20 protein-coding genes are annotated in these 24,768 nt (G+C 71.5%); 11 read left to right on the top strand and 9 right to left on the bottom strand.

Annotation, left to right across the window (positions count from 1 at the left end; all coding sequences use genetic code 11):
• Positions 1 to 2: 2 nt before the first annotated feature.
• Entirely contained in the window at positions 3 to 1,148 is a 1,146-nt protein-coding gene (locus AMK26_RS02010) for a PP2C family protein-serine/threonine phosphatase (protein WP_073751193.1), read from the bottom strand.
• A 106-nt stretch (positions 1,149 to 1,254) separates the two neighbouring features.
• Here AMK26_RS02010 and AMK26_RS02005 point away from each other — a divergent pair, with 106 nt between their 5' ends.
• On the top strand, positions 1,255 to 2,484 hold the full coding sequence (locus AMK26_RS02005; protein WP_073751191.1) for a GNAT family N-acetyltransferase: 1,230 nt from the start codon (positions 1,255 to 1,257) through the stop codon (positions 2,482 to 2,484).
• Here the strand turns inward: AMK26_RS02005 and AMK26_RS02000 are convergent.
• Both AMK26_RS02000 and AMK26_RS01995 read right to left on the bottom strand, forming a co-directional pair.
• Complete coding sequence (locus AMK26_RS02000) at positions 2,472 to 3,281, bottom strand: Fpg/Nei family DNA glycosylase (RefSeq protein WP_073751189.1); 810 nt, start codon at positions 3,279 to 3,281, stop codon at positions 2,472 to 2,474. The genes AMK26_RS02005 and AMK26_RS02000 overlap by 13 nt on opposite strands.
• Positions 3,282 to 3,592: 311 nt before the next feature.
• On the bottom strand, positions 3,593 to 4,081 hold the full coding sequence (locus AMK26_RS01995; RefSeq protein WP_073751187.1) for a ribose-5-phosphate isomerase: 489 nt from the start codon (positions 4,079 to 4,081) through the stop codon (positions 3,593 to 3,595).
• Positions 4,082 to 4,230: 149 nt separating this feature from the next.
• Here AMK26_RS01995 and AMK26_RS01990 point away from each other — a divergent pair, with 149 nt between their 5' ends.
• On the top strand, positions 4,231 to 5,664 hold the full coding sequence (locus tag AMK26_RS01990) for an amino acid permease (protein WP_073751185.1): 1,434 nt from the start codon (positions 4,231 to 4,233) through the stop codon (positions 5,662 to 5,664).
• A 65-nt stretch (positions 5,665 to 5,729) separates the two neighbouring features.
• Positions 5,730 to 7,040, top strand: coding sequence for an FAD-binding oxidoreductase (locus AMK26_RS01985; protein ID WP_073751183.1), 1,311 nt, complete (start codon positions 5,730 to 5,732; stop codon positions 7,038 to 7,040).
• On the opposite strand, the gene AMK26_RS01980 is transcribed toward AMK26_RS01985, so the two are convergent.
• The gene (locus AMK26_RS01980) at positions 7,021 to 7,605 is read right to left on the bottom strand and encodes a biotin transporter BioY (RefSeq protein WP_073751181.1); all 585 of its coding nucleotides are present in this window, start codon (positions 7,603 to 7,605) and stop codon (positions 7,021 to 7,023) included. The two genes, AMK26_RS01985 and AMK26_RS01980, sit on opposite strands and share 20 nt — an antisense overlap.
• 251 nt (positions 7,606 to 7,856) lie before the next feature.
• Between AMK26_RS01980 and AMK26_RS01975 the strand changes: the two genes are divergently transcribed.
• The 4 genes from AMK26_RS01975 (at position 7,857) to AMK26_RS01960 (ending at position 12,833) form a co-directional block, all read left to right on the top strand.
• Positions 7,857 to 9,254 (top strand): amino acid permease, encoded by a 1,398-nt coding sequence (locus tag AMK26_RS01975; RefSeq protein WP_073751179.1) that lies wholly within the window; start codon positions 7,857 to 7,859, stop codon positions 9,252 to 9,254.
• Positions 9,255 to 9,416: 162 nt separating this feature from the next.
• Positions 9,417 to 10,826 (top strand): amino acid permease, encoded by a 1,410-nt coding sequence (locus AMK26_RS01970; protein WP_073752946.1) that lies wholly within the window; start codon positions 9,417 to 9,419, stop codon positions 10,824 to 10,826.
• 187 nt (positions 10,827 to 11,013) lie between these two features.
• Positions 11,014 to 12,099 (top strand): glycerophosphodiester phosphodiesterase family protein, encoded by a 1,086-nt coding sequence (locus AMK26_RS01965; protein WP_073751177.1) that lies wholly within the window; start codon positions 11,014 to 11,016, stop codon positions 12,097 to 12,099.
• Positions 12,100 to 12,188: 89 nt separating this feature from the next.
• A complete protein-coding gene (locus tag AMK26_RS01960; protein WP_064069503.1) occupies positions 12,189 to 12,833 on the top strand; it encodes a superoxide dismutase in 645 nt (214 codons plus the stop codon).
• Positions 12,834 to 12,954: 121 nt separating this feature from the next.
• Here the strand turns inward: AMK26_RS01960 and AMK26_RS01955 are convergent, their stop codons facing one another.
• On the bottom strand, positions 12,955 to 13,596 hold the full coding sequence (locus AMK26_RS01955) for a mycothiol-dependent nitroreductase Rv2466c family protein (RefSeq protein ID WP_073751175.1): 642 nt from the start codon (positions 13,594 to 13,596) through the stop codon (positions 12,955 to 12,957).
• 136 nt (positions 13,597 to 13,732) lie between these two features.
• On the opposite strand from AMK26_RS01955, the gene pepN reads away from it, so the two are divergent.
• Together pepN and AMK26_RS01945 are read left to right on the top strand one after the other, a co-directional pair.
• Positions 13,733 to 16,288 carry an aminopeptidase N gene (gene pepN / locus AMK26_RS01950; RefSeq protein ID WP_073751173.1) on the top strand — a complete coding sequence of 852 codons (2,556 nt, stop codon included), beginning with the start codon at positions 13,733 to 13,735 and terminating at the stop codon, positions 16,286 to 16,288.
• 191 nt (positions 16,289 to 16,479) lie between these two features.
• A complete protein-coding gene (locus AMK26_RS01945; RefSeq protein WP_073751171.1) occupies positions 16,480 to 17,460 on the top strand; it encodes a hypothetical protein in 981 nt (326 codons plus the stop codon).
• Between the two features lie 28 nt (positions 17,461 to 17,488).
• Here AMK26_RS01945 and AMK26_RS01940 read toward each other — a convergent pair whose 3' ends face one another.
• The 4 genes from AMK26_RS01940 to AMK26_RS01925 form a co-directional block, all read right to left on the bottom strand.
• Entirely contained in the window at positions 17,489 to 18,631 is a 1,143-nt protein-coding gene (locus tag AMK26_RS01940; RefSeq protein WP_073751169.1) for a serine hydrolase domain-containing protein, read from the bottom strand.
• A gap of 89 nt (positions 18,632 to 18,720) precedes the next feature.
• Entirely contained in the window at positions 18,721 to 19,176 is a 456-nt protein-coding gene (locus AMK26_RS01935) for an NUDIX hydrolase (protein ID WP_073751167.1), read from the bottom strand.
• 9 nt (positions 19,177 to 19,185) lie between these two features.
• Complete coding sequence (locus AMK26_RS01930; protein ID WP_073751165.1) at positions 19,186 to 20,073, bottom strand: pyridoxamine 5'-phosphate oxidase family protein; 888 nt, start codon at positions 20,071 to 20,073, stop codon at positions 19,186 to 19,188.
• Positions 20,074 to 20,085: 12 nt separating this feature from the next.
• A complete protein-coding gene (locus AMK26_RS01925) occupies positions 20,086 to 20,544 on the bottom strand; it encodes a VOC family protein (protein WP_073751163.1) in 459 nt (152 codons plus the stop codon).
• Between the two features lie 127 nt (positions 20,545 to 20,671).
• Between AMK26_RS01925 and AMK26_RS01920 the strand changes: the two genes are divergently transcribed.
• On the top strand, positions 20,672 to 21,214 hold the full coding sequence (locus AMK26_RS01920; protein WP_073751161.1) for a CGNR zinc finger domain-containing protein: 543 nt from the start codon (positions 20,672 to 20,674) through the stop codon (positions 21,212 to 21,214).
• Positions 21,215 to 21,410: 196 nt separating this feature from the next.
• Positions 21,411 to 24,728, top strand: coding sequence for a S8 family serine peptidase (locus AMK26_RS01915; RefSeq protein ID WP_079277459.1), 3,318 nt, complete (start codon positions 21,411 to 21,413; stop codon positions 24,726 to 24,728).
• The last annotated feature ends 40 nt before the right edge of the window (positions 24,729 to 24,768 follow it).

Raw genomic sequence — 24,768 nt, 5'->3', positions numbered from 1 at the left:
CCTTACGCGTCACGGGTGATGAGCAGCAGCGCCCGGTCGTCGTTGACGTCCTTCGCGCACGCCTCGATCAGGTGCCAGGCCGCCCCCTCGAAGCCGGCGGTGACATAGCGGTCGGCCTCGCCGGTGAGCCGGTCGATGCCCTCGGTGATGTCCCGGTCCGCCGCCTCGACCAGGCCGTCGGTGAACAGCATCAGGACGTCACCGGGCCGCAGCGAGCCCTTGACCGGGTGGAACTCGGCACGGTCGTACACGCCCAGCAGCGGGCCCTCGCCGGACTTCTCCTCCCACCGGCCGCTGCCCGCGTGCAGCTGGAGCGCCGGCAGGTGCCCCGCCGACAGCAGCTCGTAGTCGCCCGATTCGAGGTCGAGGACCAGGTGGATGGAGGTCGCGAAGCCCTCGTCCCAGTCCTGGCGCAGCAGGTAGCCGTTGGCGGCCGGCAGGAAGCCGTGCGGCGGCAGCGAGCCGAGCAGTCCACCGAAGGCGCCGGACAGCAGCAGGGCGCGGGAGCCCGCGTCCATGCCCTTGCCGGACACGTCGGTCAGGACGACCTCCAGGGTGCGGCCGCCGTTCGTGCGGGCCGCGACGACGAAGTCGCCCGAGAAGGACTGGCCGCCCGCCGGGCGCAGCGCCATCTCGTGGTGCCAGCCCTTGGGCAGCGGGGGCAGGGCGCTCTGCACCCGGATGCGTTCGCGCAGGTCGAACAGCATGGTGCCGCCGCGCCGCCACGGCACGCCCACCCGGGCCCGGAACTGGGCGATCAGCAGCCCGAACAGCCCGCACGCGGCCACCACCAGGACGGTGCCGGGCGTGACGCGGGCCGCGCCCTCGGTGTACGGGCCGAGGATGGCGGACTCGACGATCAGGGCGCCGGCGGCCGCCGCGTACAGGCCGAGCAGGCTGGCCGGGCGCAGCAGCAGGCCGCCCGCCACGATGGGCAGGACGAGTGCGGCGGGCGCGGCCCACACGGGGGTGGCGATGGTGAGGAGCGTGATCGCCGGGATGGTGAGCAGCAGGCCCACCAGGGCGATCCAGTCGGAGCCGTCGCCGCGGAAGTAGTCGACGCCGGATTTGCGCAGGCCGACTTTGACCCGGCGTGCGTTCTTCCGCATCCGGGCCAGATACGCGTCCATTCGTGCGCTGCGGGCCATTGGCCTGGACCCTATCCACCCGGTGGGGCCCCGTGCAGGGGGACCCCTGTGACATTGCGTTCGAAATTGGGTCGCCGCGGTGGCTCGCGCCTGATACGCATGGCATATGACGACAGACTTACGGGTGCTGCGGTCGGCCGAATGGGACCACTGGTACGGGCAGTTGGAGCTGGCTTTCGGCGGCGTGGCGGAGGCCCCGCAGGAGCGGGAACTGTGGGACGCCCTCACCGAGCGTGAGCGCTCGCTCGGCGTCTGGGACGGGGACGTGTGCGTCGGTACGGCCGGGGCGTTCTCGTTCCGGCTGTCCGTGCCGGGCGGCGCTGTGATGCCGGCGGCGGGCGTGACGATGGTGAGCGTGGCGTCGACGCACCGGCGGCGCGGGATCCTCACGTCGATGATGCGGCGCCAGCTCGACGACGTCTTCGCGTGGGGTGAGCCGCTGGCCGTGCTGACGGCGTCGGAACCGGCCATTTACGGGCGGTTCGGTTACGGCATCGCCACCAGGCAGCTGCGCGCCGAGATCGACACGAATCGGGTGCGTCTGTCCGTTCCGCCGGGGACGGATGACGTAGCGCTGCGGCTCGTGGCGCCCGCGGAGGCGAGCGCCGCGTGCGAGGCGGTGTACGCGCGGCTGGTGCCGGAGCGGCCGGGGATGCTGGCCCGCCGGCCGGGCTGGGAGCGGCTCCCGCTGCTGGACCCTCCGGGGGACCGGGGCGGCGGGTCACCGCTCCAGTGCGTGCTGGCCGAGCGGGACGGCGAGACCGTCGGCTTCGCGCTGTACAGCACCAAGCCGGAGTGGGAGGCGGCGGGCCCGAAGGGGACGGTGCGGCTGCGGCACATGGGCGCGCTGGACCCGGCGGCGTACGCGGCGGTGTGGCGTTTCCTGTTCGGGATCGACCTGATGTCGATTCTCCAGGTTCACAACCGTCCGGTGGACGACCCCTGGCAGCACCTGGTCTCCGACATCCGGCGCTGCAACCTGCGTGTCCAGGACGGGCTGCACGTACGCCTCGTGGACCTGCCCGCGGCGCTGGAGGCCCGTACGTACCAGGCCCCGGTGGACGTGGTGTTGGCGGTGGACGACGCCTTCTGCCCGTGGAACACGGGGCGTTGGCGGCTGTCGGGCGACACCAAGGGCGCGACGTGCGCGCGTACGGAGGACCCGGCGGACCTCTCCTTGTCGGTACGGGAGCTGGGCGCGGCGTACCTGGGCGGGACGTCCCTCGCGTCGCTGGCGGGCGCGGGCCTGGTGCGCGAGGAGCGGCAGGGTGCCCTGGCCGAGGCCTCCCTGGCCTTCGGCTCACCGGTCGCGCCCTGGCTGCCTCACGGCTTCTGACAGGTCGGGCACCAGAAGAGGTTGCGGGCGGCGAGACCGGCGGTGCGGATCTCGCCGCCACAGATGTGGCAGGGCAGGTTGGCCCGGCGGTAGACGTACACCTCGCCGCCGTGGTCGTCCACCCGCGGCGGGCGGCCCATGGCCTCGGGGGTGTGTTCGGGGCGGACGGTGTCGATGCGGTTGTTGCGCACGCCCTCGCGCATCAGCGCGACGAGGTCGGCCCAGATCGCGTCCCACTCGGCCCGGGCGAGGTCCTTGCCCGCGCGGTAGGGGTCGATGCCGTGCCGGAAGAGGACCTCGGCGCGGTAGACGTTGCCGACGCCCGCGATGACCTTCTGGTCCATGAGCAGGGCGGCGATGGTGGTGCGGCTCCTGGAGATCCGCCGCCACGCCCTGTCGGGGTCGTCGCCGTGTCGCAGCGGGTCCGGCCCGAGCCGCTCGTGTATCGCCCGCTTCTCCGGCTCGGTGATCAGGGCGCAGGTGGTGGGCCCGCGCAGATCCGCGTAGTGCGCGTGGTTGACCAGCCGCAGGCGTACGGTCTCGGTGGGCGGCGGCGCGGGCGTCGTACCGAAGCCGAGCTTGCCGAAGAGCCCGAGGTGGATGTGCACCCAGCCGCTGTCCGCGAACCCGAGGAACAGGTGCTTGCCGTGCGCGTCGACGGTCTGGAGGACCTGGCCGTCGAGGAGGGCGGCGCTGTCGGAGAACTTGCCCTGGGGGCTGGTCACGCGGACGGTGTGGCCGCCGAAGCGGGCGAGGTGGTCCTCGGCGAGGCGGTGGATCGTATGCCCTTCGGGCATGGCGTCGATGCTCCTACGGTGTTCGTCGGCGAACCGGCCTGCACCCGGCGGACCGCCCGGGTGTGGCCGTGCAGGGTCGCCCCCACCCACCGGGGGCCGCCGCCGGTCCGGCACCGCTCCGGGGGGCACCGAGAAAGGGCGCCGCCCCGTTCCGTTGTGCCCACCCGTTCCGCCCTGCGGAACGACTGCCCACAACGGGGAAGGGACAGCGAGCCCCCGGCGGGGCGGTTGCCCGCGACGGGGAGGGGCAGGGGGACCGCCCTGCGGAACGACTGCCCACAAGCGGGGCGGCTGCGGGCGCGCTTACGGGGTCAGGGCTGCTGGGGGTGGTGGGGCGGGATCGGGGGGAGCTCGCCGGTGGTTTCGTACGCCGAGAGCATCTCGATGCGGCGGGTGTGACGCTCCTCACCCGAGTACGGGGTGCCCAGGAAGGTCTCCACGAACTTCGTGGACTCCTCCACGGAGTGCATCCGGCCGCCGATGGCGACGACGTTCGCGTTGTTGTGCTCGCGGCCGAGCGCGGCGGTCTGCTCGCTCCAGGCCAGCGCCGCCCGCACGCCCTTCACCTTGTTCGCGGCGATCTGCTCGCCGTTGCCGGAGCCGCCGATCACGATGCCCAGGCTGTCCGGGTCCGCGGCGGTCTTCTCGGCCGCGCGGAGGCAGAACGGCGGGTAGTCGTCCTGGGCGTCGTAGATGTGGGGGCCGCAGTCGACGGGCTCGTGGCCGTGGGCCTTGAGCCACTCGACGAGGTGGTTCTTGAGTTCGAAGCCGGCATGGTCGGAGCCGAGGTACACGCGCATGGGTCCGAGTGTGGCACGCACGGCACGGGGCAGCTGTCAGCGGGGCCCGCGTATCACGATCCGGAATCGGGCCTTTCGACCTCTCACCGTCTCGGGTTTCCATGCACGGGCTCGTGACCCGAGTGCACCCCAGACATAAGGATTCGTCCATGACGACGCAGTCGACCCTGCGGAAGGAAGGCGGAACGACCGGCGAACCCGGTACTCCGCAGCCTTCCGACGGTCTCAAGGCCGGGCTCAAGAACCGCCACCTTTCCATGATCGCCATCGGTGGAGTGATCGGCGCCGGCCTGTTCGTCGGGTCCTCCGGCGGTATCGCCAAGGCCGGCCCGGCCATCCTCATCTCGTACGCCCTCGTCGGCGCGATGGTCGTGTTCGTGATGCGGATGCTCGGCGAGATGGCGGCCGCGAGCCCCAACTCGGGCTCCTTCTCCGCGTACGCCGACCGCGCGCTCGGCCGCTGGGCGGGCTTCTCGATCGGCTGGCTGTACTGGTTCTTCTGGGTGGTGGTGCTGGCGGTCGAGGCGACCGCGGGTGCGGTGATCCTGGAGAGCTGGATCCCGGCCGTGCCGCAGTGGGCCTGGGCGCTGATCGTCATGGTGGTGCTGACGGCGACGAACCTGGTCTCCGTCTCCTCCTACGGCGAGTTCGAGTTCTGGTTCGCGGGCATCAAGGTCGTCGCCATCGGCGCGTTCGTGGTCGTCGGCCTGCTGGCGGTGTTCGGCTTCCTGCCCGGCTCCGACAACCCCGGCGCGGGCTTCGCCCACCTCACCGACAGCGGCGGCTTCTTCCCGAACGGCGCCGGCGCCATCCTCACCGGCGTACTGATGGTCGTCTTCTCCTTCATGGGCAGCGAGATCGTCACGCTGGCCGCCGGTGAGTCGGAGGACCCGCGCCGTGCGGTCACCAAGGCCACCAACAGCGTGATCTGGCGTATCGCGGTCTTCTACCTGGGCTCGGTCTTCGTCGTCCTCACCCTCCTGCCCTGGAACGACGAGTCGATCGTCGAGAAGGGCTCGTACGTGGCGGCCCTGGACTCCATCGGCATCGCGCACGCCGGCCAGATCATGAACGTGATCGTCCTGACGGCCGTGCTGTCCTGCCTGAACTCGGGCCTGTACACGGCCTCCCGCATGGCGTTCTCGCTGGGTGAGCGCGGAGACGCGCCGAAGGCCTTCGCCAAGGTCAACGCCAAGGGCGTGCCGACCGCCGCGATCCTGGGCTCGGTGGTCTTCGGCTTCGGCGCGGTGTGGGCGAACTACGCGTACAAGGACACGGTCTTCGACTTCCTGCTGAGCTCCTCCGGCGCGGTCGCGCTGTTCGTCTGGCTGGTGATCTGTTTCACCCAGCTGCGGATGCGCGGAATCCTGCTGCGCGAGGCGCCCGAGAAGCTGACCGTGAGGATGTGGCTCTTCCCGTACCTGACGTGGGCGACCGCCGCGATGATCACCTTCGTCCTGGCCTACATGGTCTACGACAAGGACAACCGTGAGGTCGTGCTGTCCTCGGTCGCCGTCGCCGTCATCGTCGTGACCATCGGTGTCGTGCTCGACCGGGCCCGCAAGCGGCAGGTCAATACCTGACCGGTTCTGTCAGGTATGAGCGAAAGGCTCTCCGTACACCACCGAGTGGACGGAGGGCCTTTTCCATGATCACGTATCGCCCCGGCGGCGCCGGGTACGACGCCGAACTCGCCGGGTTCCAGACCGGCTTCACCCACCGCCCCGACCTGGTCGTCGCGGCGACGGGCGCCGACGACGTACGCCGGGCCGTCGCGTACGCCGCCGGGCGCGGCCTGCCGGTCGGCGTCCAGGCCACCGGGCACGGGCTGCCAGGGGCGGCGGAGGGCGGCGTCCTGGTCTCCACGCGCCGCATGGACGGCGTGCGGATCGACGCCGAGGCGCGCACCGCCCGGATCGAGGCGGGCGTCCGCTGGGGGCGGGTCGTCGAGGCGGCCGCGCCGCACGGGCTGGCGCCGCTGAGCGGGTCCGCGCCGGGCGTGGGCGCCGTCTCGTACACGCTGGGTGGCGGGCTGGGCGTGCTCGCGCGGGAGTTCGGGTACGCCGCGGACCATGTGCGCGCCCTGGAGGTGGTGACGGCCGACGGGGAGCTGCGGCACGTGACCGCCCGGGCCGAGCCCGAGCTGTACGGGGCGCTGCTCGGCGGCGGGCACGCCCTGTGCGTCGTCACCGCGATGGAGGTGGGCCTGGTGCCGGTGACCCGGCTGTACGGCGGGTCGCTGATGTTCGAGGGCGGGCTGGTGGACGAGGCGGTGCGGACGTACCTGGAGTGGACGCGGACCGTGCCGGACACGGTGACGTCGGCCCTGAGCGTGATGGTCTTCCCCGACGTCCCGTTCGTACCGGAGCATCTGCGCGGCCGGTACACGGCGTCGGTCCGGGTCGCGTACACCGGGAGCGCCGCGGAGGGCGAGCGGCTGGTGGAGCCGCTGCGGGCCATCGGCCCGTGCGTGCAGGACACGCTGCGGGAGATGCCGTACACCGAGTCGGCGACGATCCACAGCGACCCTGAGCGGCCGCACGCGTACTACGGGGACAACGTGATGGTGCGTGAGCTGTCCGGCGCGGACGCCCGGCGGCTGCTGGCGCTGACGGGGCCGGAGTCCCCGGTGTGGACGGTGACGCAGGTCAGGCACTTGGGCGGGGCGCTGACCGAGGACCACCCCAATGCCGTGCCGCACCGCGAGGCGCGCTTCCTGGTGCAGGTCCTGTCGGGGCTGGACGGCACGGACCTGCCTGCCGTACGGGCCCTGTACGGGGAGGTGTTCGCGGCCCTCGCGCCGGTGACGCTCGGCCGGTCGCTCAACTTCTGCTTCGGGGGCGGGGACAGGGCGGGACTGTTCGACCCGGAGACGGAGAAGAGGCTCGCGCGGGTCAAGGAGCGGTACGACCCGGCGAACCTCTTCAGCAAAAACTACGTCAGCCCTTGCGGCCGATGACCTTCCACGCCGTGGGCAGCAGGCCCATCGCGAGGGCCGCCTTCAGCGCGTCGCCGATCAGGAACGGCACCAGGCCGGCCGTCACCGCCTGCGGCAGCGTCATGCCGGCCGCGAGGGCCAGGTACGGCACGCCGACCGCGTAGATGATGAGGGAGCCGAGCGCCATGGTGCCCGCCATGCGCGGGACGGAGCGGTCGGCGCCGCGCCGCGCGAGGGCGCCGACGACGGTGGCGGCGAGCAGCATGCCGAGGATGTAGCCGAAGGACGGCATCGCGTACCCGGACGTGGCCTGGGCGAACCACGGCACGCCGGCCATGCCCGCCACCGCGTACAGCGCGAGGGAGAGGAAGCCGCGGCGGGCGCCGAGGGCGGTGCCGACGAGCAGGGCCGCGAAGGTCTGGCCGGAGACCGGGACCGGCGAGCCGGGGACCGGCACGGCGATCTGCGCGGCGATGCCGGTGAGCGCGGCGCCGCCGGCCACGAGCGCGATGTCGCGCACACGACTGGAAGGCAGGAGGTCGGCCAGGACCACTCCGGTACGGGCGGGGGCGGCGGCGGTGCTCATCGGGACTCCGGCGGGGTGAGGACAGGTCAGGACCTGCTGACCGTAGCCCACGAGTGAACGACCGATCACCGTCCGCCGACCACAAAGCGGCTGACGGAGCGTTGGTGGGGTTCGTACAAAGGGCCGGGGATATGCCTCGGCGGGCGTGATGCTCGTCACTGGGGAGGTCGGGTGGAGGGTCCCTTTTGCGCCAGGGGCCGGTTCCCGGAGAGACTGTGGGGTCCTTCCAAATACCTGAGAGTACGAGCGCCATGCACGACGCCCCGCCCACGGCCCCGCCCACGCCGCTCGCCCCGGCGCCCGAGCCTCTGTCGCACGGGCTGAAGCAGCGGCACCTGACGATGCTCGGCCTGGGCGGGGTGATCGGCGCCGGACTGTTCGTCGGCTCGGGCGCCGGGATCGCGGTCGCCGGGCCGGGGATCGTCCTGTCGTATCTGATCGCGGGCGCGCTCGCGATGCTGATCATGCGAATGCTCGGGGAGATGTCGGCGGCGATGCCCGCGTCGGGCGCGTTCTCGGTGCACGCGGAGCGGGCGCTGGGGCGCTGGGCCGGGTTCTCGGTCGGCTGGCTGTACTGGTTCCTGCTCGTGGTCGTGCTGGCGGTGGAGGCGACGGGCGCGGCGCGGATCGCCAACGGCTGGGTGCCGGGGGTTCCGCAGTGGACCTGGGTGCTGATCTTCATGGTGGTGTTCACGGTCGCCAACCTGGCGGCGGTGAAGAACTTCGGTGAGTTCGAGTTCTGGTTCGCGGCGCTGAAGGTCGGCGCGATCGTGCTGTTCCTGGGCCTGGGCGTGCTGGCGGTCGCCGGATGGCTGCCGGACACGGAGCCGGTGGGGCTCGCGAACCTCACCGGGCAGGGTGGTTTCCTGCCGAACGGCTGGGACGGAGTCGTCTCCGGGGTGCTCGCGGTGGTGTTCGCGTTCGGCGGGCTGGAGGTCGTGACGATCGCCGCCGCCGAGTCGGAGGACCCGGCGCGCAATGTGGCGCGGGCGGTGCGCAGCGCGGTGTGGCGGATCCTCTTGTTCTACGTCGGTTCGATGCTGGTCGTCGTGACGCTGCTGCCGTGGACGTCGATGGAGCCGGGGCAGAGCCCGTACGTCGCGGTGCTGGACGCGATCGGGGTGCCGGCCGCCGGGCAGATCATGAACGTGGTCGTGTTCGTGGCGCTGCTGTCGGCGCTCAACGCCAACCTGTACGGCTCGTCGCGGATGGTGTTCTCGCTCGCGGAGCGCGGCGAGGCACCGAAGGGGCTGCTGGCGGTGTCGGGCGGCGGGGTGCCGCGCAGGGCGGTGCTGGCGTCGGTGGCGTTCGGCTTCGTCTCCGTACTGCTCAATCTGAAGTGGCCGGACTCGGTGTTCCTCTACATGCTGAACGCGGTCGGGGCCGTCCTGCTGTTCGTCTGGGGTCTGATCGCGGTGTCGCAGCTGCGGCTGCGGCGGCGGATCGAGACCGAGGCGCCCCAGAAGCTGACGCTTCGGATGTGGGGTTTCCCGTGGCTGACGTGGGCCGCGCTGGCGGCCATGGCGGCGGTGCTGGTGCTGATGCTGCTGGACGACGGGGCGCGGCCGCAGGTGCTGTGGTCGGCGGCGGCGACCGGGGCGGTACTGGTGGTGGCGTGGGTGCGGGAGTTGCGTACCCGTTCCATGTGATGGTTGTGTAGGTGATCCTTCACATTGTGTGAGCACGGTGTCCGTATAGCGGGCGGATGTTCCCTGTGAGCGGTGTGCCCGCCCAGACTGTGGGCCGCGCCCGGACTCGTCGGGTCGCACACGCACCCGCACCCCGTCTCAGCTACTGAACAGGGCATGCCCATGTCTCGGACCTCCGCGCCCGCCGACTCGACGCCGGTGGAGCCGGCGCCGGTCGACGCGCCGCTCTCGCACGGCCTCAAGCAACGCCATCTGTCGATGATCGCCCTCGGCGGCGTCATCGGCGCCGGGCTGTTCGTCGGCTCCGGCCAGGCCATCGCGGCCGCCGGTCCGTCGATCATCCTCGCGTACGCGATCTCCGGCGCCCTCGTCATGCTGGTGATGCGCATGCTGGGCGAGATGTCGGCGGCCAATCCGGCCTCCGGCTCGTTCTCGGTGCACTCCGAGCGGGCCATCGGCCCGTGGGCGGGCTTCACGGCCGGCTGGTCCTTCTGGTTCCTGCTGTGCGTGGCGGTCGGCCTGGAGGGCATGGGCGCCGCGCAGATCATGGTGAGCTGGTTCCCCGGCACCCCGGAGTGGGCGTGGGTGGCCCTGTTCATGACGCTGTTCTGCGCCACGAACCTGGCGGCCGTGAAGAACTTCGGCGAGTTCGAGTTCTGGTTCGCCGCCCTCAAGGTCGGCGCGATCGTCCTCTTCCTGGGCATCGGCGTGCTGGCCATCGCGGGCGTGCTGCCCGGCACCGACGCCCCCGGCGCCACCAACCTCACCGGCCACGGCGGCTTCATGCCCAACGGCACCGAGGGACTGATCGTCGGCCTGCTCGCCTCCGTCTTCGCGTACGGCGGCCTGGAGACGGTCACCATCGCCGCCGCCGAGTCCGAGCACCCGGTCCAGGGCGTCGCCAAGGCCGTACGTACGGCGATGTGGCGGATCGCGATCTTCTACGTCGGGTCGATGGCCGTCGTGGTCACCCTGCTGCCCTGGACGCACGAGTCGGTCGCCGAGAAGGGCCCGTACGTCGCCACGCTGGACTTCCTGGGCATCCCGGCCGCCGGCCAGATCATGAACGTGGTCGTGCTGATCGCCCTGCTCTCGGCGATGAACGCCAACATCTACGGCGCCTCGCGCATGGCCTGCTCGCTGGTGGCGCGCGGTATGGGCCCGAAGCTGCTCGGGCAGGTCTCCGGCGGGGTGCCGCGCATCGCGGTGCTGGCGTCGTCCGTGTTCGGCTTCGTGTGCGTGCTGCTCAGCTACTGGCGGCCCGACGACCTGTTCGCCTGGCTGCTCAACATGATCGGGGCGATCATCCTGGTCGTGTGGTTCTTCATCGCCGTCTCGCAGCTGCTGCTGCGCCGCCGGCTGGAGCGCGAGGCGCCCGAGAAGCTGGTCGTGAAGATGTGGCTCTACCCGTACCTGACGTGGGTGGCGCTGGCCGGCATGGCAGCGGTGTTCGTCCTGATGGCGCGCGACGCCGGCACCCGAGAGCAGCTGTACTACACGGGCGGTCTGACGCTGTTCCTGGCCGTCGTCGGGTTCGTCCGGCAGAAGCTGGTGGCGGTCAGGTCCGCCTGATCCGTCTTGTGGCAGGAGCCCCGGCGCGTCATGCGCCGGGCTCCTGCCGTTTGCGCGGTGCGGTGCGGGTCCGGTGCGGTCGGGTGCGGTCGGGTGCGGTCGGGTGCGGTACGGGGGGTGAAAACCGCCCGCACAGCGCGTGAAGTGGCCTGGGCGCGCCCCTGTCGTGCCCTTACCGTCCGGGCCCATGAGACGTCGCTCGGTACTCCTCGCGGCGGGCGCGACCGCCGCCGCCACTTCCGTATCCGCCACCCCCTCCGTATCCGCCGCCCCCGCCTATGCGGCGGCCGTCGCCCCCCGGCCGGTGGTGATCGGCCACCGGGGCGCGGCCGGCTGGCGCCCCGAACACACCGCCGCGTCCTACACGTTCGCCGTCGAGACCGGCGCCGACTGGATCGAGCCGGACCTCGTCCCCACCAGGGACCACCACCTCGTGGTGCGCCACGAGAACGAGATCTCGGGCACCACGGACGTCGCCCGGCGCCCCGAGTTCGCCGGGCGCCGCACCACCAGGACCGTCGACGGGCGGGCCGTCACCGGCTGGTTCACCGAGGACTTCACGCTCGCGGAGCTGAAGACCCTGCGGGCGGTCGAACGCCTCCCCCTCGTACGGAACCGGAACACCGTCTTCGACGGGCACCAGGAAGTGCTGACCTTCCAGGAGGTGGTCGATCTGGCGCGCCGGCTGTCCCGGCGCCACGGGCGGACCGTCACCGTCTTCCCGGAGACCAAGCACCCGTCGTACTTCCGCTCCCTGGGCCTGCCCCTGGAGCCCGTCCTCGCGGATCTCGTCCGCCGCAACCGGCTCGGCCCGCGCGAGTGCGTGATCCAGTCCTTCGAGCCGTCCAGCCTGCTGCGGCTCGCCGAGGAGCGGCTGCGCGTCCCGCTCTGGCAGGCCCTCGGCACCAGTGGCGGCCCGTACGGGCATCCCCTGACGTACCGGGACATGATGACCCCGGCCGGGCTGCGGGCGATCGCCGCGTACGCGCAGTGGATCGGCCCCGACAAGTCGTCCCTGGTGCCGCCCTCGACCCTGCTCGCGGACGCCCACGCGGCGGGGCTGAAGGTCGGCGCGTACACCTTCCGCGCCGAGAACCAGTACCTCCCGGCGGAGCTGCGGCGCGGCACCGACCCCAACGCCTTCGGGGACGCCTTCGGGGAGTACGCCCGCCACTTCGCGCTCGGGGTGGACGCGGTGGTGACCGACTTCCCGGACCTGGCGGTGATCGCCAGGGACGCGCGCCGGGACGCGCGCCCTAGGACCAAGGGCTGATCAACTTCCGGGCCCTCCTGCTGTTAGCCTGCACTTGCACAAGGTTTGCAATAAGCCGCAGAATGCAGCAGCAGTCGGAGGGCTCGGACATGGCGATCTACACACTTCCTGAACTTCCGTACGACTACGCGGAGCTCGAGCCGGTCATCAACCCGCAGATCATCGAGCTGCACCACGACAAGCACCACGCCGCCTACGTCAAGGGCGCCAACGACACCCTGGAGCAGCTGGAAGAGGCGCGCGACAAGGAGCAGTGGGGCTCGATCAACGGCCTGGAGAAGAACCTCGCGTTCCACCTCTCCGGCCACATCCTGCACTCCATCTACTGGCACAACATGACCGGCAAGAAGAACGGCGGCGGTGGCGAGCCGCTGGCGGCGGACGGCGTGGGCGAGCTCGCGGACGCGATCGCCGCGTCCTTCGGCTCCTTCGCCAAGTTCAGGACCCAGCTGTCCAAGGCCGCCGCGACCACCCAGGGCTCGGGCTGGGGCGTCCTGGCGTACGAGCCGGTCAGCGGCCGCCTCATCGTCGAGCAGGTCTACGACCACCAGGGCAACGTCGGTCAGGGCTCGGTGCCGATCCTGGTCTTCGACGCCTGGGAGCACGCCTTCTACCTGCAGTACAAGAACCAGAAGGTGGACTTCATCGAGGCGATGTGGGAGGTCGTCAACTGGCAGGACGTGGCCAGGCGTTACGCCCAGGCCAAGGAGCGCACGCCGCTGATCGCGCCCTGACGACGGCGCTGTGAAACGACCTGCTCGTGATCGTCTTCTCAACCTTCACCGGGCAGGCGGATGAAGGAAGGCCCCCCGTGAGGACATGGCTCACGGGGGGCCTTCTGTACGCGCGGCTTTTCTACAGGTTGCTGAAATCCGGGCCCTGGGTGCGGGTTCGCTTGATCTCGTAGAAGCCGGGGATCGACGCCACCATCAGCGTGCCGTCCCACAGCTTGGCCGCCTCCTCGCCCTTGGGGGTGGGGGTGACGACCGGGCCGAAGAAGGCGATCTGCTCGCCGTCCGCCCCGGGCACCGCGATGACCGGGGTGCCGACCTCCTGGCCGACCTTGTCGATGCCCTCGTTGTGCGAGGCGCGCAGCTCGGCGTCGTAGGCGTCCTTGCCGGCGTACTCGGCGAGGGAGACCGGCAGGCCGACGTCCTCCAGTGCCTCGCGGATCGCCGTGTGCGTCGGGCCCTCGCCCTTGTTGTGGAAGCGCGTGCCGAGCGCGGTGTACAGCTTGCCGACCACCTCGTCGCCGTGCAGCTGCTGGGCGGCGATGACGACCCGGACCGGGCCCCACGCCTGGGTCTCCAGCATCTCCCGGTACTCCGGCGGGACCTGGTCCAGCTTGTCCTCGTTGAGGACGGCGAGGCTCATCACGTGCCAGCGCACGTCGACCGGGCGGACCTTCTCCACCTCGAGCATCCAGCGGGAGGTCAGCCACGCCCAGGGACACAGGGGGTCGAACCAGAAGTCGGCGGTGGTCCTGCTCTCGGACATGTCACTCCTCGTGATCTGTGCCTGCGGTCGTCCCCGGCACAACACCCGGCAGTGCGCGGGCATTCCCTTGTGCCGCCTGTCAGTGGCACGTGGGAGGATCGCTCCTGTCACAACGAGCCACGAAGGAGTGCCGCCCGTGCCCGGTGAGAATCTGTCCCGCGACGAGGCCCGTGAGCGGGCCGGCCTGCTGTCCGTCGACGGGTACGAGGTCGCGCTCGATCTGCGGTCCGCCGTCGGGGAGAGCGAGACCGAGCGGCGTACGTTCCGCTCGGTGACGACGATCCGGTTCCGCCGCATCGCGCCGGGTTCCGCCACCTTCGTGGACTTGATCGCCCCGTCGGTGACCGCGGTCACGCTCAACGGGCGGGAGCTGGACCCGGCGGCCGTCTTCGACGGCTCCCGGATCGCGCTGGACGGCCTCGCGGACGAGAACGTGCTGGTGGTGGACGCCCAGTGCGCCTACAGCCGCACCGGTGAGGGGATGCACCGGTTCGTCGACCCGGAGGACGGCGAGGTCTACCTCTACACGCAGTACGAGCCGGCCGACGCGCGGCGCGTGTTCGCCAACTTCGAGCAGCCCGACCTGAAGGCGCCGTACCGTTTCGAGGTGATCGCCCCCGAGGGCTGGACGGTGTGGAGCAACGGGGCGGAGGAGTCGCGCGAGGGCGGGGTGTGGCGGTTCGCCGAGACGGCGCCGATCTCCACGTACATCACCTGTGTCGTGGCCGGTCCGTACCACTGTGTGACGGACACCTACCGGCGCGGTGAGCTGGAGATCCCGCTGGGCGCGATGTGCCGCAAGAGCCTGGCGAAGCACTTCGACGCGGACGACGTCTTCCTCGTCACCAAGCAGGGCTTCGACTTCTTCCACGACAACTTCGACTACCCGTACCCCTTCGGGAAGTACGACCAGGCGTTCGTGCCCGAGTACAACCTGGGCGCCATGGAGAACCCGGGGATGGTGACCTTCCGCGAGGAGTACATCTACCGGGGCAAGGTGACGCAGGCGGCGTACGAGCGCCGGGCGAACGTCATCCTGCACGAGATGGCGCACATGTGGTTCGGCGACCTGGTCACCATGAAGTGGTGGGACGACCTGTGGCTGAAGGAGTCCTTCGCGGACTTCATGGGCTCCTTCTCGCTGGCCGAGGCGACCCGCTTCACCAACAGCTGGGTGACCTTCGCCAACAACCGCAAGGCGTGGGCGTACCGGGCGGACCAGCTGCCCTCCACCCATCCCATCACGGCCGACATCCGTGACCTGGAGGACGCCAAGCTGAACTTCGACGGGATCACCTACGCCAAGGGCGCGGCCGTGCTCAAGCAGCTGGTGGCGTACGCGGGGCGGGAGGCGTTCCTGGAGGGCGCCCGCCGGTACTTCAAGCGGCACGCGTACGGGAACACGCGCCTGGGCGACCTGCTGTCGGTGCTGGAGGAGACGTCGGGACGGGACATGAAGGCGTGGTCCCGGTCGTGGCTGGAGACGTCGGGGGTCAACGCCCTGACGCCGGTGGTCACGTACGACGTGGACGGCGGCCGTGTCGCGGAGCTGGTCGTGGAGCAGGAGGGCGGGGAGCCGCGTCCGCACCGGGCTGCGGTGGGGCTGTACCGGCTGTCGGACGACGGGGAGCTGGTGCGGTACGCCCGCGCGGAGGTGGACGTCACCGGTGCGCGGACGGTGGTGGCGGAACTGGCGGGCCGGGAACGCCCGGCGCTGGTGCTGGTCAACGACGACGACCTCACGTACTGCAAGGTCCGCTTCGACGAGGCTTCGCTGGCCACGCTGCGCGCGCACCTGGGCGACCTGCGGGACCCGCTCGCGCGGGCGCTGTGCTGGTCGGCGCTGTGGAACCTGACGCGGGACGCGCTGATGCCGGCGCGGGACTTCGTGGGTCTGGTGCTGGCGTTCGCGGGGCGCGAGTCGGACATCGGTGTGCTGCAGATGCTGCACGCCTGGGCGCGGTCCGCGCTGGTGCACTACGCGGCGCCTGCGTGGCGCGAGGAGGGTGGCCGGCTGCTGGCCGAGGGCGCGCTGCGGGAGCTGCGGGCGGCGGAGCCGGGCAGTGAGCACCAGCTGACGTGGGCGCGGTTCTTCGCGGCGACGGCCACGAGGGACGCGCACTTCGGGCTGCTGGAGGGGTTGCTGGACGGCACGGAGAAGATCGACGGTCTGGACGTGGACCAGGAGCTGCGCTGGTCGTTCCTGGAGCCGCTGGCCGCGCACGGCCGGGCCGACGAGGCGGCGATCGCGGCGGAGCTGGCGCGTGACGACACGGCGTCGGGCAAGCGCCACCAGGTGCGCTGCCTGGCGGCCCGCCCGTCGGAGGCGGTCAAGGCGCAGGCGTGGGCACAGGTCGTCGAGTCGGACGCCCTGTCCAACGCACTGGTGGAGGCGACGATCGCGGGCTTCGGCCAGCCGTCGCAGCGGGGGCTGATCGCTCCCTACGCGCCGAAGTACTTCGCGGCGATCGAGCGGGTGTGGACCGAGCGGTCCATCCAGATCGGCATGGACGTGGTGCGGGGCCTGTTCCCGTCCCTCCAGGACGACCCCGCCACGCTGGAGGCCACCGACGCCTGGCTCGCCGCGCACGAGTCGGCCGCGCCCGCCCTGCGCCGCCTGGTCCTGGAGTCCCGCGACGACCTGGCCCGCGCCCTGCGCGCCCAGGCGTGCGACGCGTCGGCGGCAGCCTGACGGCCCGGAATCGGGCGCCTGTTCCAGGGACGGGCGCCCGTCCGGGCGGAGGGCGCCGCACCAGGTCGGGGGCGTGATCGGGGTCCCTGATCGGCAGTCGAACGTCCGTACTTTAGGACGGGGTAGTCCCAGATTGTCGACGGACGTGTAACAGCGGTTAGCGGCGGGCCGGTTGGCGGAAAACCCGGGGCATGACGAACACCCCGCTCTCCCCCCGCCCCCTGTCCCACCTGGCCGACGACCGGCGCCGGGTGATGTCCGCCGCGCAGTTGCGGGCGCACGGTGTGTCCGCCGCCGAGGCCGGCGCGCAGTGCCGGGCCGGTGGGCCCTGGCAGCAGTTCCTGCCGGGGGTGTACCTGCTGCACCCCGGGCCGCCCACCAGCGAGGAGCGGCTGCACGCGGCCCTGCTCTACGCCGACCGGCAGCCGTCCGAGGCGATGATCACGGGGCCGGCCGCGCTCGCGCTGTACCGCTTCGCGGCGGCCCCGCCGCTGCTGTCGCTGGACCGCATCGACGTCCTGGTGCCGCGCACCCGGCGGCTGCGCTCCACCGGGTGCGTACGGATCGTGCGTACGCACGAGATGCCGAAGCCGGTGGACGTCACCGGCCTTCCGGTCGCCCCGGTGGCCCGCGCGCTGGCGGACGCCGTCGCGCAGATCGGCGACGCCCCCACCGTACGCCGGCTGCTGACCGAGGCCGTGCGGGGCGGGCACTGCGAACCGGCGGCGGTGGTACGGGAGTTGAACCGGCTCCGGCTGCTGACGCGGCCGCACGTCGTGGACGCCGTGGACTCGCTGCTCGCCGAGGGGCGGGCGCTGGCCGAGGACCGGCTGTACGAGATGGTGCGCACCCAGGGCCTGCCCGAGCCGTTGTGGAACGTCGACCTCCGGCTGCCGGGCGGTCCGCACCTGGGTGGCGTGGACGCGTACTGGCCCGACCACGCCGTCGCCGTCGAACTCGACACCCGCGCGCCGCGCCAGGACGACGACACGCTGTGGACGGAGTACACCGCCAAGCGGGAGCACCTGGAGCGGCTCGGGATCACCGTCGTCCACATCACCCCCCGCAAGCTCCGCGACGCCCTGGAGCAGCAGGCGGTCGTGGTGCGTACGGCGCTGATGGCGGCCGGGGACCGTGCCCCGGCCGCCTATGTCGTCGTCCTGCCGCGGTAGGCGGGGCAGGCCGGACAGGAAGGGCAGGTCAGCCGCAGAACTCGGCCTCGACGACCTGCTGGGTGTCGCCGGCCCAGTCACCGTTGACGTTCAGCGCCAGCGAGTGCCGCCCGTCCCGCGTGGCGACCACGCCCGAACCGGAACCGTGGATGCCGCCGCTGTGGCCCCACACCTCCTTGCCGCAGCTCAGTTCCTGCACGCTCACGCCCAGGCCGTAGCGGGCGCTCGGCACCTCTTCCCCGACCGGGACCGTCGCGGTCATCTCCTTCATCTCCCGGGGCGGCAGCAGCCTGCCCCTCATGAGCGCGCGGACGAACCGCTGCAGGTCGGCCGAGTTGGAGATCATCTCGCCGGCCGGCCCGGCGACGGTCGGGCTCATCTCGGTGACGTCGTGGATCTCGGCGTCGGGACCGGCGAAGAGCCGCGAGTACGCCCGGCCGCTCGGCTTCGGCATCGTGACGTCCGCGCCCGGGACGCTGGTGGCGCGCAGCTTCAGGGGCTTGATGATGCGGCGCTCGACCTCCTTCCCGTACGGCCGGCCAGTGACCTTCTCGATCACCATTCCGGCGAGGAGGTAGTTGGTGTTGGAGTAGTTCCAGTCGGTGCCCGAGGCGAAGTCGGGCCGGTGTGTCATCGCGGTGGCCACCATCTGGCGCGGTGTCCAGGTGTCGTAGCGGTGCTGGAGGAAGTCCGGGCCGAAGACCTTCTTCCGGAAGCCTGCGTCCGAGGTGATGTCGTAGACCCCGCTGGTGTGGTTGAGCACCTGGCGCAGTGTGATCCTCCGGCCGTCGTGGCCGTTGCCGCGCACGACGCCCGGCAGCCACCGCTCGACGGAGTCGTCGAGGTCGAGGCGGCCTTCGGCCTGGAGTTGCAGCAGGACGGTCGCGACGAACGGCTTGGTGATGGAGCCGACGCGGTAGCGGTCCTGCGGCAGGCGCGGGCGGCCGGTGGTGCGGTCGGCGACGCCAGCGGTGCCGTTCCAGGTGCCGTCGCGGTCCTGGGCCTGGGCGAGCGCGCCGGGCACGCCCGCCCGGACGAGGTCGTCGATGGCCGCCTGGGTGGCCCGGTGACGCTCCCCGGTCCGTTCCCCGGCCGTGGCGGGTGCGGTGAAGGCGGTGGCGGCGAGTGCCGCGGCCACCACCGCCGCGGGCAGTGCCTTGCGTACGGACATGTCGGATCCCCTCCGCGCGACGTGTGGTCACGGGGCAGGACTCCGGCGGTGCGTGGCGCGTTGCCCGGCCGGGTCGCGTTGAGCGGGTTTCAGCCGTTGTGCGTGAGGCGCCCGGCGGCGGGCCGTTCACGCCACAGCCGCAGCCCGGTGTCGACGACCCCGACGCGTACGAGGGAGGGGACGGCGTCCAGCGGGTGCCAGGCGGCCAGGTCGGTGGAGCCGCCGACCTCGGGGCGCAGCTCCCCGCCGGTGATCCGGCCTTCGTAGAGGATCCGGAGGGCGTGGAAGTCGGTGACGCCGCCGAGACGGCGGGTGTAGCGGCGCCGTATGGAATCGACGCCGAGGAGGGCGGTCATCTCGGCGCGGTAGCCGGTCTCCTCCTCCACTTCCCGTACGACGGTGTCCAGGGGGTCCTCCCCGTGGTCCATGCCGCCGCCGGGCAGGGTCCACTCCTTGGTGCCGTCGTCGGCGGTGCCCCGGGACAGCAGGATCCGGTCGTCCCGTACGCACACGGCGTAGGCCGCGACTCTCAACCTCTCGTTCATGCGCCGAGGTTAGACGGACACGGGCGGGTTCGCCGGTGAGTATGCGGGCGCGGACCAGCGCAGTGGGTTGGCGCCCTCGGTCTCCACGACGCGGTCGACGGTGAACCGGACGGTGCGGCCCTCGTCGTCGAAGACGGCGCGGGCGGTGCCGGTGAGCTGGAGGGTGGTGCCGGTGGTCCAGTCGAGGAAGAGCAGCCCGGCGTGGGCGTCGGCCTCCAGGTTGCCGAGGGTGAGGAACATCGCGTTGCCGGCGTAGTCGGGCCAGCTCAGTTCGGTGGGCGAGGCGACGGTCACGAAGCCGGGGTTGCCGCCCCGGTGGCTGGCGTCGGCGCCGTGTCCCGGGGCGACGGTGGCGATGAAGAAGGTGTCGGCGGCACGGACGAAGCCGGTCTGGGCGGGGGTCAGCCGTACGCCGTGCCGCCGGGCGGCGGCGGCGAAGGCGGAGGCGGGCTCGTACAGCTCGCGCTTCTGGAGGTACTTGGGGCAGTTGGAGAAGACCCGCTCGGCCTCGATCGCCAGGCCGCCCGGACTGGGCCGGGCCGTGCCGCCCAGCCGCATCCGCCGCCGGGTGCGCGGGTCCAGGGCGATCGTGCCGACGGGGGTGCCGTCGCGGGCGAGCGCGGCGGACAGTGGGTCGCCGTCCGCCACGCCGCCGGCGACCGACACGGAACGCGGCCCCGTGGCCCGTACGAAGCCGGGCCGCCCGGTCAGCAGGGAGCTCCAGACGCGGCCCTCCTCGTCCGCCGCGCCGATCACGAGCATGGGCTGGAGCTCCAGGAAGGCGGCGGCGACCGGGCGGATGCCGGGGCCGATGGAGCGGCCGACGTGGTCGGCGAGTTCGCGCACGCCGACGCGGGTCTGCACGGCGAGCGAGCCGTGGTGGTACGGGCTGGTCACGGGGCCCGCCTCCTAGAAGAAGCCGCAGGTGGGAGCGGCGCCATGCGGGGCATCCGCGTCTTCGGCGCCGGTCGGGGCGTAGATCTCCAGGCGGGTGCCGTCCGGGTCGTGGAAGAAGATCCCGCCGGAGGCCGCGCCCTCGCGGTGGGCGACGACACCGTCGTACGCGAAGTCGACGTCCCGGGCCTTCAGTCGGGCCTCGACGGCGCGGACCTGCTCCATGGCGGCGACCTCGAAGGCGAGGTGGTGGAGCCCGGCGAGGGCGGGGGCGTACGCGCCGTCGGCCTGCTGCCAGAGGGCGAGGGTGAGCCGGCCGTCCTGGCCGAGGAGGGCGTACCGCTCGCCGTCCTCCTTGCCCTCGACGAGGAGGTCGAAGCCGAGGACGTCGCCGTAGAAGACGAGGGACCTTTCGATGTCGGTCACATTGAGGCCGATGTGGCCGGTGCGCAGCGTGCTGATGGCCGCCGTCATGGCGTACCCCTCTCGTCATCAGGACCAGGTCTCTAACCTGTTAACTCGACTTTAAAGGTTAGATCATTGACCGTCAACCGGTCACGTACGCTTGAGGGGTTAGTGGCGCGCACGAGGAGACGACGAGATGACCACCCCCGACCCCCGCCCGCTCGTCGGCGAGCCGGTCTGCCTCGACCTGCTCAACACCCGCTGGATCCACGACGGCGCACACCAGGACCTGCTGACCGCCACCGACGGGCTGGCCGTATGGCTGGCGAGCACCGGCCTCGACACCCGGTTCACCGCCGACGCGCCGACCCTGGAGCACACCCTCGTCGCCCGCGACGCGCTCGCCGCGCTCGTCGACTCCCCCGGCGACCGGTCCGCCACCACCCGGCTGAACGCCGTCCTCGACCACGGCCGCATCCGCGCCACGCTCACCCCGGAAGGCCCGGGCGAGGAGCCGGAGTTCGCCGACCCGGCCTGGGGCCCGGCCTGGACGGCCGCCCGCGACTACCTGCACCTGCTGCGCACCGCGCCCGACCGGATCCGGGCCTGCGCCCACGAGGCGTGCGTCCTGCACTTCTTCGACACCTCGCGCAACGGCACGCGCCGCTGGTGCTCCATGGCGGTGTGCGGCAACCGCGCGAAGGCGTCCCGTCACTACGCACGCACCAAAGAGGCCTGAAAAGCTGAACACTCAACTACATATGGGGCTTTGAGCCCAGTTCGTTCCTCATGGCGTACATCCCGCAGTGGCGGATGTGCGCCATGACCGCATCCTGGCCTTCGGCAACCCTCCACAAAACCCGGTCACTTACGAAAGGGTGAGCGGTCATCCGGCACCGAATTCCGGACTGTCTCTTTCACCAACAGGGATGCTGATGACCACCCCCGAATCCCAGGGCCCCATATCAGGGAGCTCTATCCCCGGGCACAGACGCGCGGCCCGCGTAGCCGCCGCCGCAGGCCTGGTGGCCGCCCTCGTGGCAGCCGGCACCGCCCCCGCCTTCGCCGCCGACGACCCGGCGAACCCCGCACCCCCCAAGCCCGCGCCCTCGTCCCCCACCACGGACAAGCTCGGCTCGGCCGACTCCGAGCGGCTGGCCGAGGCGGAGGCCACGGGCCAGAAGACCGTCACCGTCATGGTGGCCACCGCGCCCGGCCAGACCGAGCAGGTCGCCGCGCAGCTGGACGCCGTCGCGGGCGCCACGGTCGGCACGACGTACGACAAACTCGGCTACGTCCGCGCCACCCTGCCCACCGCGAAGGCCGGGGCCGCGCTCGACCAGGCCGCGAAGCTGCCGTCCGTCCAGGGCATCGACCTCCAGTACGAGATCAAGCTGGAGGACCCGTCGCCCGACGCGGGCACGTCCGCCGCACGGGAGGGAGCCACGGCCGGTACGACCACCACGTACCCGGGCCCGAGCGCCAGGACGCCCGCGAAGAACCCGTACAACCCGTCCTTCGAGACGGGCGCGGTCGACTTCGTGAAGCAGTACCCCAAGGCCGACGGCCGGGGCGTGACCATCGGCATCCTGGACTCCGGGGTCGACCTCGACCACCCGGCGCTCCAGAAGACCACCACCGGTGAGCGCAAGATCACCGACTGGGTCACCGCCACCCACCCCGTCACGGACGGAGACGGCACCTGGCGCCGGATGAACGTGGCCGTGGAGGGGCCCACGTTCACCGCCGGCGGGCGCACCTTCACCGCTCCGGCCGGCAAGCACGCCTACAGCCGGTTCGCCGAGGCCGTCACGCGCGGCGGCGACATGGCCGGCGACCTCAACCGGGACGGCGACACCACCGACGCGTGGGGTGTGCTGTACGACGCGGCCGCCGGCACCGTCCGGGTCGACCTGAACGACAACGCCGACTTCACCGACGACGTGGCGATGAAGCCGTACAAGGACGGCTTCCAGATCGGCCACTTCGGTACGGACAACCCGGCGACCGAGGTCGTCGAGCGCATCCCGTTCGTGGTCGAGATCCGCAAGGACGTCGTCTACAACGCGAACGGCGACAAGGCCGACTACGTCAACATCGGCATCGTCAACTCCGACCACGGCTCGCACGTCGCCGGCATCACCGCCGCCAACGGCCTGTTCGGCGGCAAGATGAACGGCGCCGCGCCCGGCGCCAAGCTCGTCTCCTCGCGCGCGTGCACCTGGTCGGGCGGCTGCACCAACACCGCGCTGACCGAGGGCATGGCGGACCTCGTCATCAACCGTGGCGTGGACATCGTCAACATGTCCATCGGCGGTCTGCCGGCGCTCAACTCCGGTGACAACGCGCGCGCCGCGCTGTACGGCCGGCTCATCGACACCTACGGTGTCCAGCTGGTCATCTCGGCCGGCAACTCCGGCCCCGGCATCAACACGATCGGCGACCCGGGCCTGGCCGACAAGGTCGTCTCGGTCGGCGCGGCCATCTCCAAGGAGACCTGGGCGGCCAACTACGCCTCGGTCGTCGAGAAGAAGTACGCCATGTTCCCCTTCTCCTCGCGCGGCCCGCGTGAGGACGGCGGCTTCACCCCGACGATCTCCGCGCCCGGTTCGGCGGTCAACACCATCCCCCTGTGGATGGAGGGTGCGGGAGTGCCCGAGACCAGCTACAAGCTGCCCGCCGGGTACGGGATGCTCAACGGCACCTCGATGTCCTCGCCGCAGGCGGCGGGCGCGAGCGCGCTGCTGATCTCGGCGGCCAAGCAGAAGAACATGGAGCTGTCGCCGCTGAGCCTGCGCACCGCGCTGACGAGCACCGCGAACCGTATCTCCGGTGTCGCCGCGCACGAGCAGGGCTCCGGCCTGATCGACGTCGTCGACGCCTGGGAGTCGATCGAGGACGGTGCGACGGCGCACGAGTACAAGGTCGCCGCCCCCGTCGACACCGCGCTGGACCAGCACCTGACCAAGCCCGGCACGGGTATCTACGACCGTGAGGGCGGCCTGAAGGTCGGCCAGAAGAAGGTGTACGACGTCACCATCACGCGCACGACCGGGCCCGACCGGCCGGTCGAGCACGAGCTGGACCTGAAGTACAACGACGGCACCTTCCGCATCCTCGGCGACGACGAGGTGGACCTGCCGCTGAACAAGCCCGTCACCGTCAAGGTGCAGGCCAGGCCCGGCTCCGCGGGCGTGCACAGCGCGATCGTGGAGGCGGACGACGAGGACACCGAGGGCGTCGACAAGCAGATCCTCGCCACCGTGGTCGTCGCGCACGACCTGGCGAAGCCCTCGTACACCTTCTCGGCGAGCGGCAGCGTGCAGCGCAACAGCCACAGGTCGTACTTCGTGACCGTGCCCGAGGGCGCCAAGGCGCTGGAGGTCGCGATCGGCGGGCTGAAGGAGAAGAGCCAGACCCGGTTCATCTCCATCCACCCGTACGGCGTGCCGTCCGAGAGCACCGCGTCGAACGTCTGCTACCCGCACTACAACCCGGCCAACACGTGCCGCCCCGACGCGCGCTCGTACGCCGACCCGGCGCCGGGCGTCTGGGAGATCGAGGTCGAGGCCCGGCGTACGTCGCCGGACCTGGACAACCCGTACAAGCTGGACGTGTCGGTGCTCGGTGCGGCCTTCGACCCGGCCGTGCGGACGGTCCCCGAGGCCAAGGTCGGCACACCGGCGGCGGTGGACTGGAAGGTCACCAACACCTTCGCGGCGATCGACGGCAGGCTGAAGGGCGGCTCGCTCGGCTCGGCGAAGGTCGCCACGCCGACGATCGCGAACCACGAGTCGCAGACCAGCACGGTGGTGGTCGGTGAGGGCGTCGAGCGGCTGGACGTCGTGATCGGCAACACTTCCGACAAGGGCGCGGACCTGGACCTGACCGTCCTGAAGGACGGCAAGGTCGTCGGGCAGGCCGCGGACGGTGACTCCGAGGAGTCGGTCTCGGTGGCGAAGCCCGCCCCCGGCACGTACACGATCGTCGTTGAGGGGTACGCGGTGCCGGCCGGGACGACCACGTACGACTACAAGGACGTGTACTTCTCGTCCTCGCTCGGCACGCTCAAGGTCGACGAGTCCAAGCCCGTCACCCTGGCGAGCGGCGCGTCCGCGCAGGTCACGGCCGAGGTGCTGGTGAACGGCGCGGCCCCCGAGGGCCGGCAGTTCTTCGGCGAGGTGTCGCTGCTGACGGCGCGCGGCACGGCCGCGGGCACGGGCAGCGTCGTGATCGGCAAGGTCACTCCGTAGCGCTGTACGTACGGTGAGTGAGGGCGGGCGTCCGGACCGG

The organism is Streptomyces sp. CB03234 (assembly GCF_001905885.1).
GTDB lineage: Bacteria > Actinomycetota > Actinomycetes > Streptomycetales > Streptomycetaceae > Streptomyces.
This window is presented reverse-complemented; position numbering and strand designations above follow the sequence as displayed.

Excerpts from the sequence above, each read along its gene's own strand:
- AMK26_RS02010 (WP_073751193.1), bottom strand. The coding sequence starts at position 1,148 with ATGGCCCGCAGCGCACGAATGGACGCGTATCTGGCCCGGATGCGGAAG.
- AMK26_RS01940 (WP_073751169.1), bottom strand. The coding sequence starts at position 18,631 with ATGTCCGTACGCAAGGCACTGCCCGCGGCGGTGGTGGCCGCGGCACTC.
- AMK26_RS02005 (WP_073751191.1), top strand. The coding sequence starts at position 1,255 with ATGACGACAGACTTACGGGTGCTGCGGTCGGCCGAATGGGACCACTGG.
- AMK26_RS01915 (WP_079277459.1), top strand. The coding sequence starts at position 21,411 with ATGACCACCCCCGAATCCCAGGGCCCCATATCAGGGAGCTCTATCCCC.
- AMK26_RS01980 (WP_073751181.1), bottom strand. The coding sequence starts at position 7,605 with ATGAGCACCGCCGCCGCCCCCGCCCGTACCGGAGTGGTCCTGGCCGAC.
- AMK26_RS01990 (WP_073751185.1), top strand. The coding sequence starts at position 4,231 with ATGACGACGCAGTCGACCCTGCGGAAGGAAGGCGGAACGACCGGCGAA.
- AMK26_RS01960 (WP_064069503.1), top strand. The coding sequence starts at position 12,189 with ATGGCGATCTACACACTTCCTGAACTTCCGTACGACTACGCGGAGCTC.
- AMK26_RS01995 (WP_073751187.1), bottom strand. The coding sequence starts at position 4,081 with ATGCGCGTGTACCTCGGCTCCGACCATGCCGGCTTCGAACTCAAGAAC.
- AMK26_RS01970 (WP_073752946.1), top strand. The coding sequence starts at position 9,417 with ATGTCTCGGACCTCCGCGCCCGCCGACTCGACGCCGGTGGAGCCGGCG.
- AMK26_RS01955 (WP_073751175.1), bottom strand. The coding sequence starts at position 13,596 with ATGTCCGAGAGCAGGACCACCGCCGACTTCTGGTTCGACCCCCTGTGT.
- AMK26_RS01935 (WP_073751167.1), bottom strand. The coding sequence starts at position 19,176 with ATGAACGAGAGGTTGAGAGTCGCGGCCTACGCCGTGTGCGTACGGGAC.
- AMK26_RS01965 (WP_073751177.1), top strand. The coding sequence starts at position 11,014 with ATGAGACGTCGCTCGGTACTCCTCGCGGCGGGCGCGACCGCCGCCGCC.
- AMK26_RS01975 (WP_073751179.1), top strand. The coding sequence starts at position 7,857 with ATGCACGACGCCCCGCCCACGGCCCCGCCCACGCCGCTCGCCCCGGCG.
- AMK26_RS01945 (WP_073751171.1), top strand. The coding sequence starts at position 16,480 with ATGACGAACACCCCGCTCTCCCCCCGCCCCCTGTCCCACCTGGCCGAC.
- AMK26_RS01925 (WP_073751163.1), bottom strand. The coding sequence starts at position 20,544 with ATGACGGCGGCCATCAGCACGCTGCGCACCGGCCACATCGGCCTCAAT.
- AMK26_RS01985 (WP_073751183.1), top strand. The coding sequence starts at position 5,730 with ATGATCACGTATCGCCCCGGCGGCGCCGGGTACGACGCCGAACTCGCC.
- AMK26_RS01920 (WP_073751161.1), top strand. The coding sequence starts at position 20,672 with ATGACCACCCCCGACCCCCGCCCGCTCGTCGGCGAGCCGGTCTGCCTC.
- AMK26_RS02000 (WP_073751189.1), bottom strand. The coding sequence starts at position 3,281 with ATGCCCGAAGGGCATACGATCCACCGCCTCGCCGAGGACCACCTCGCC.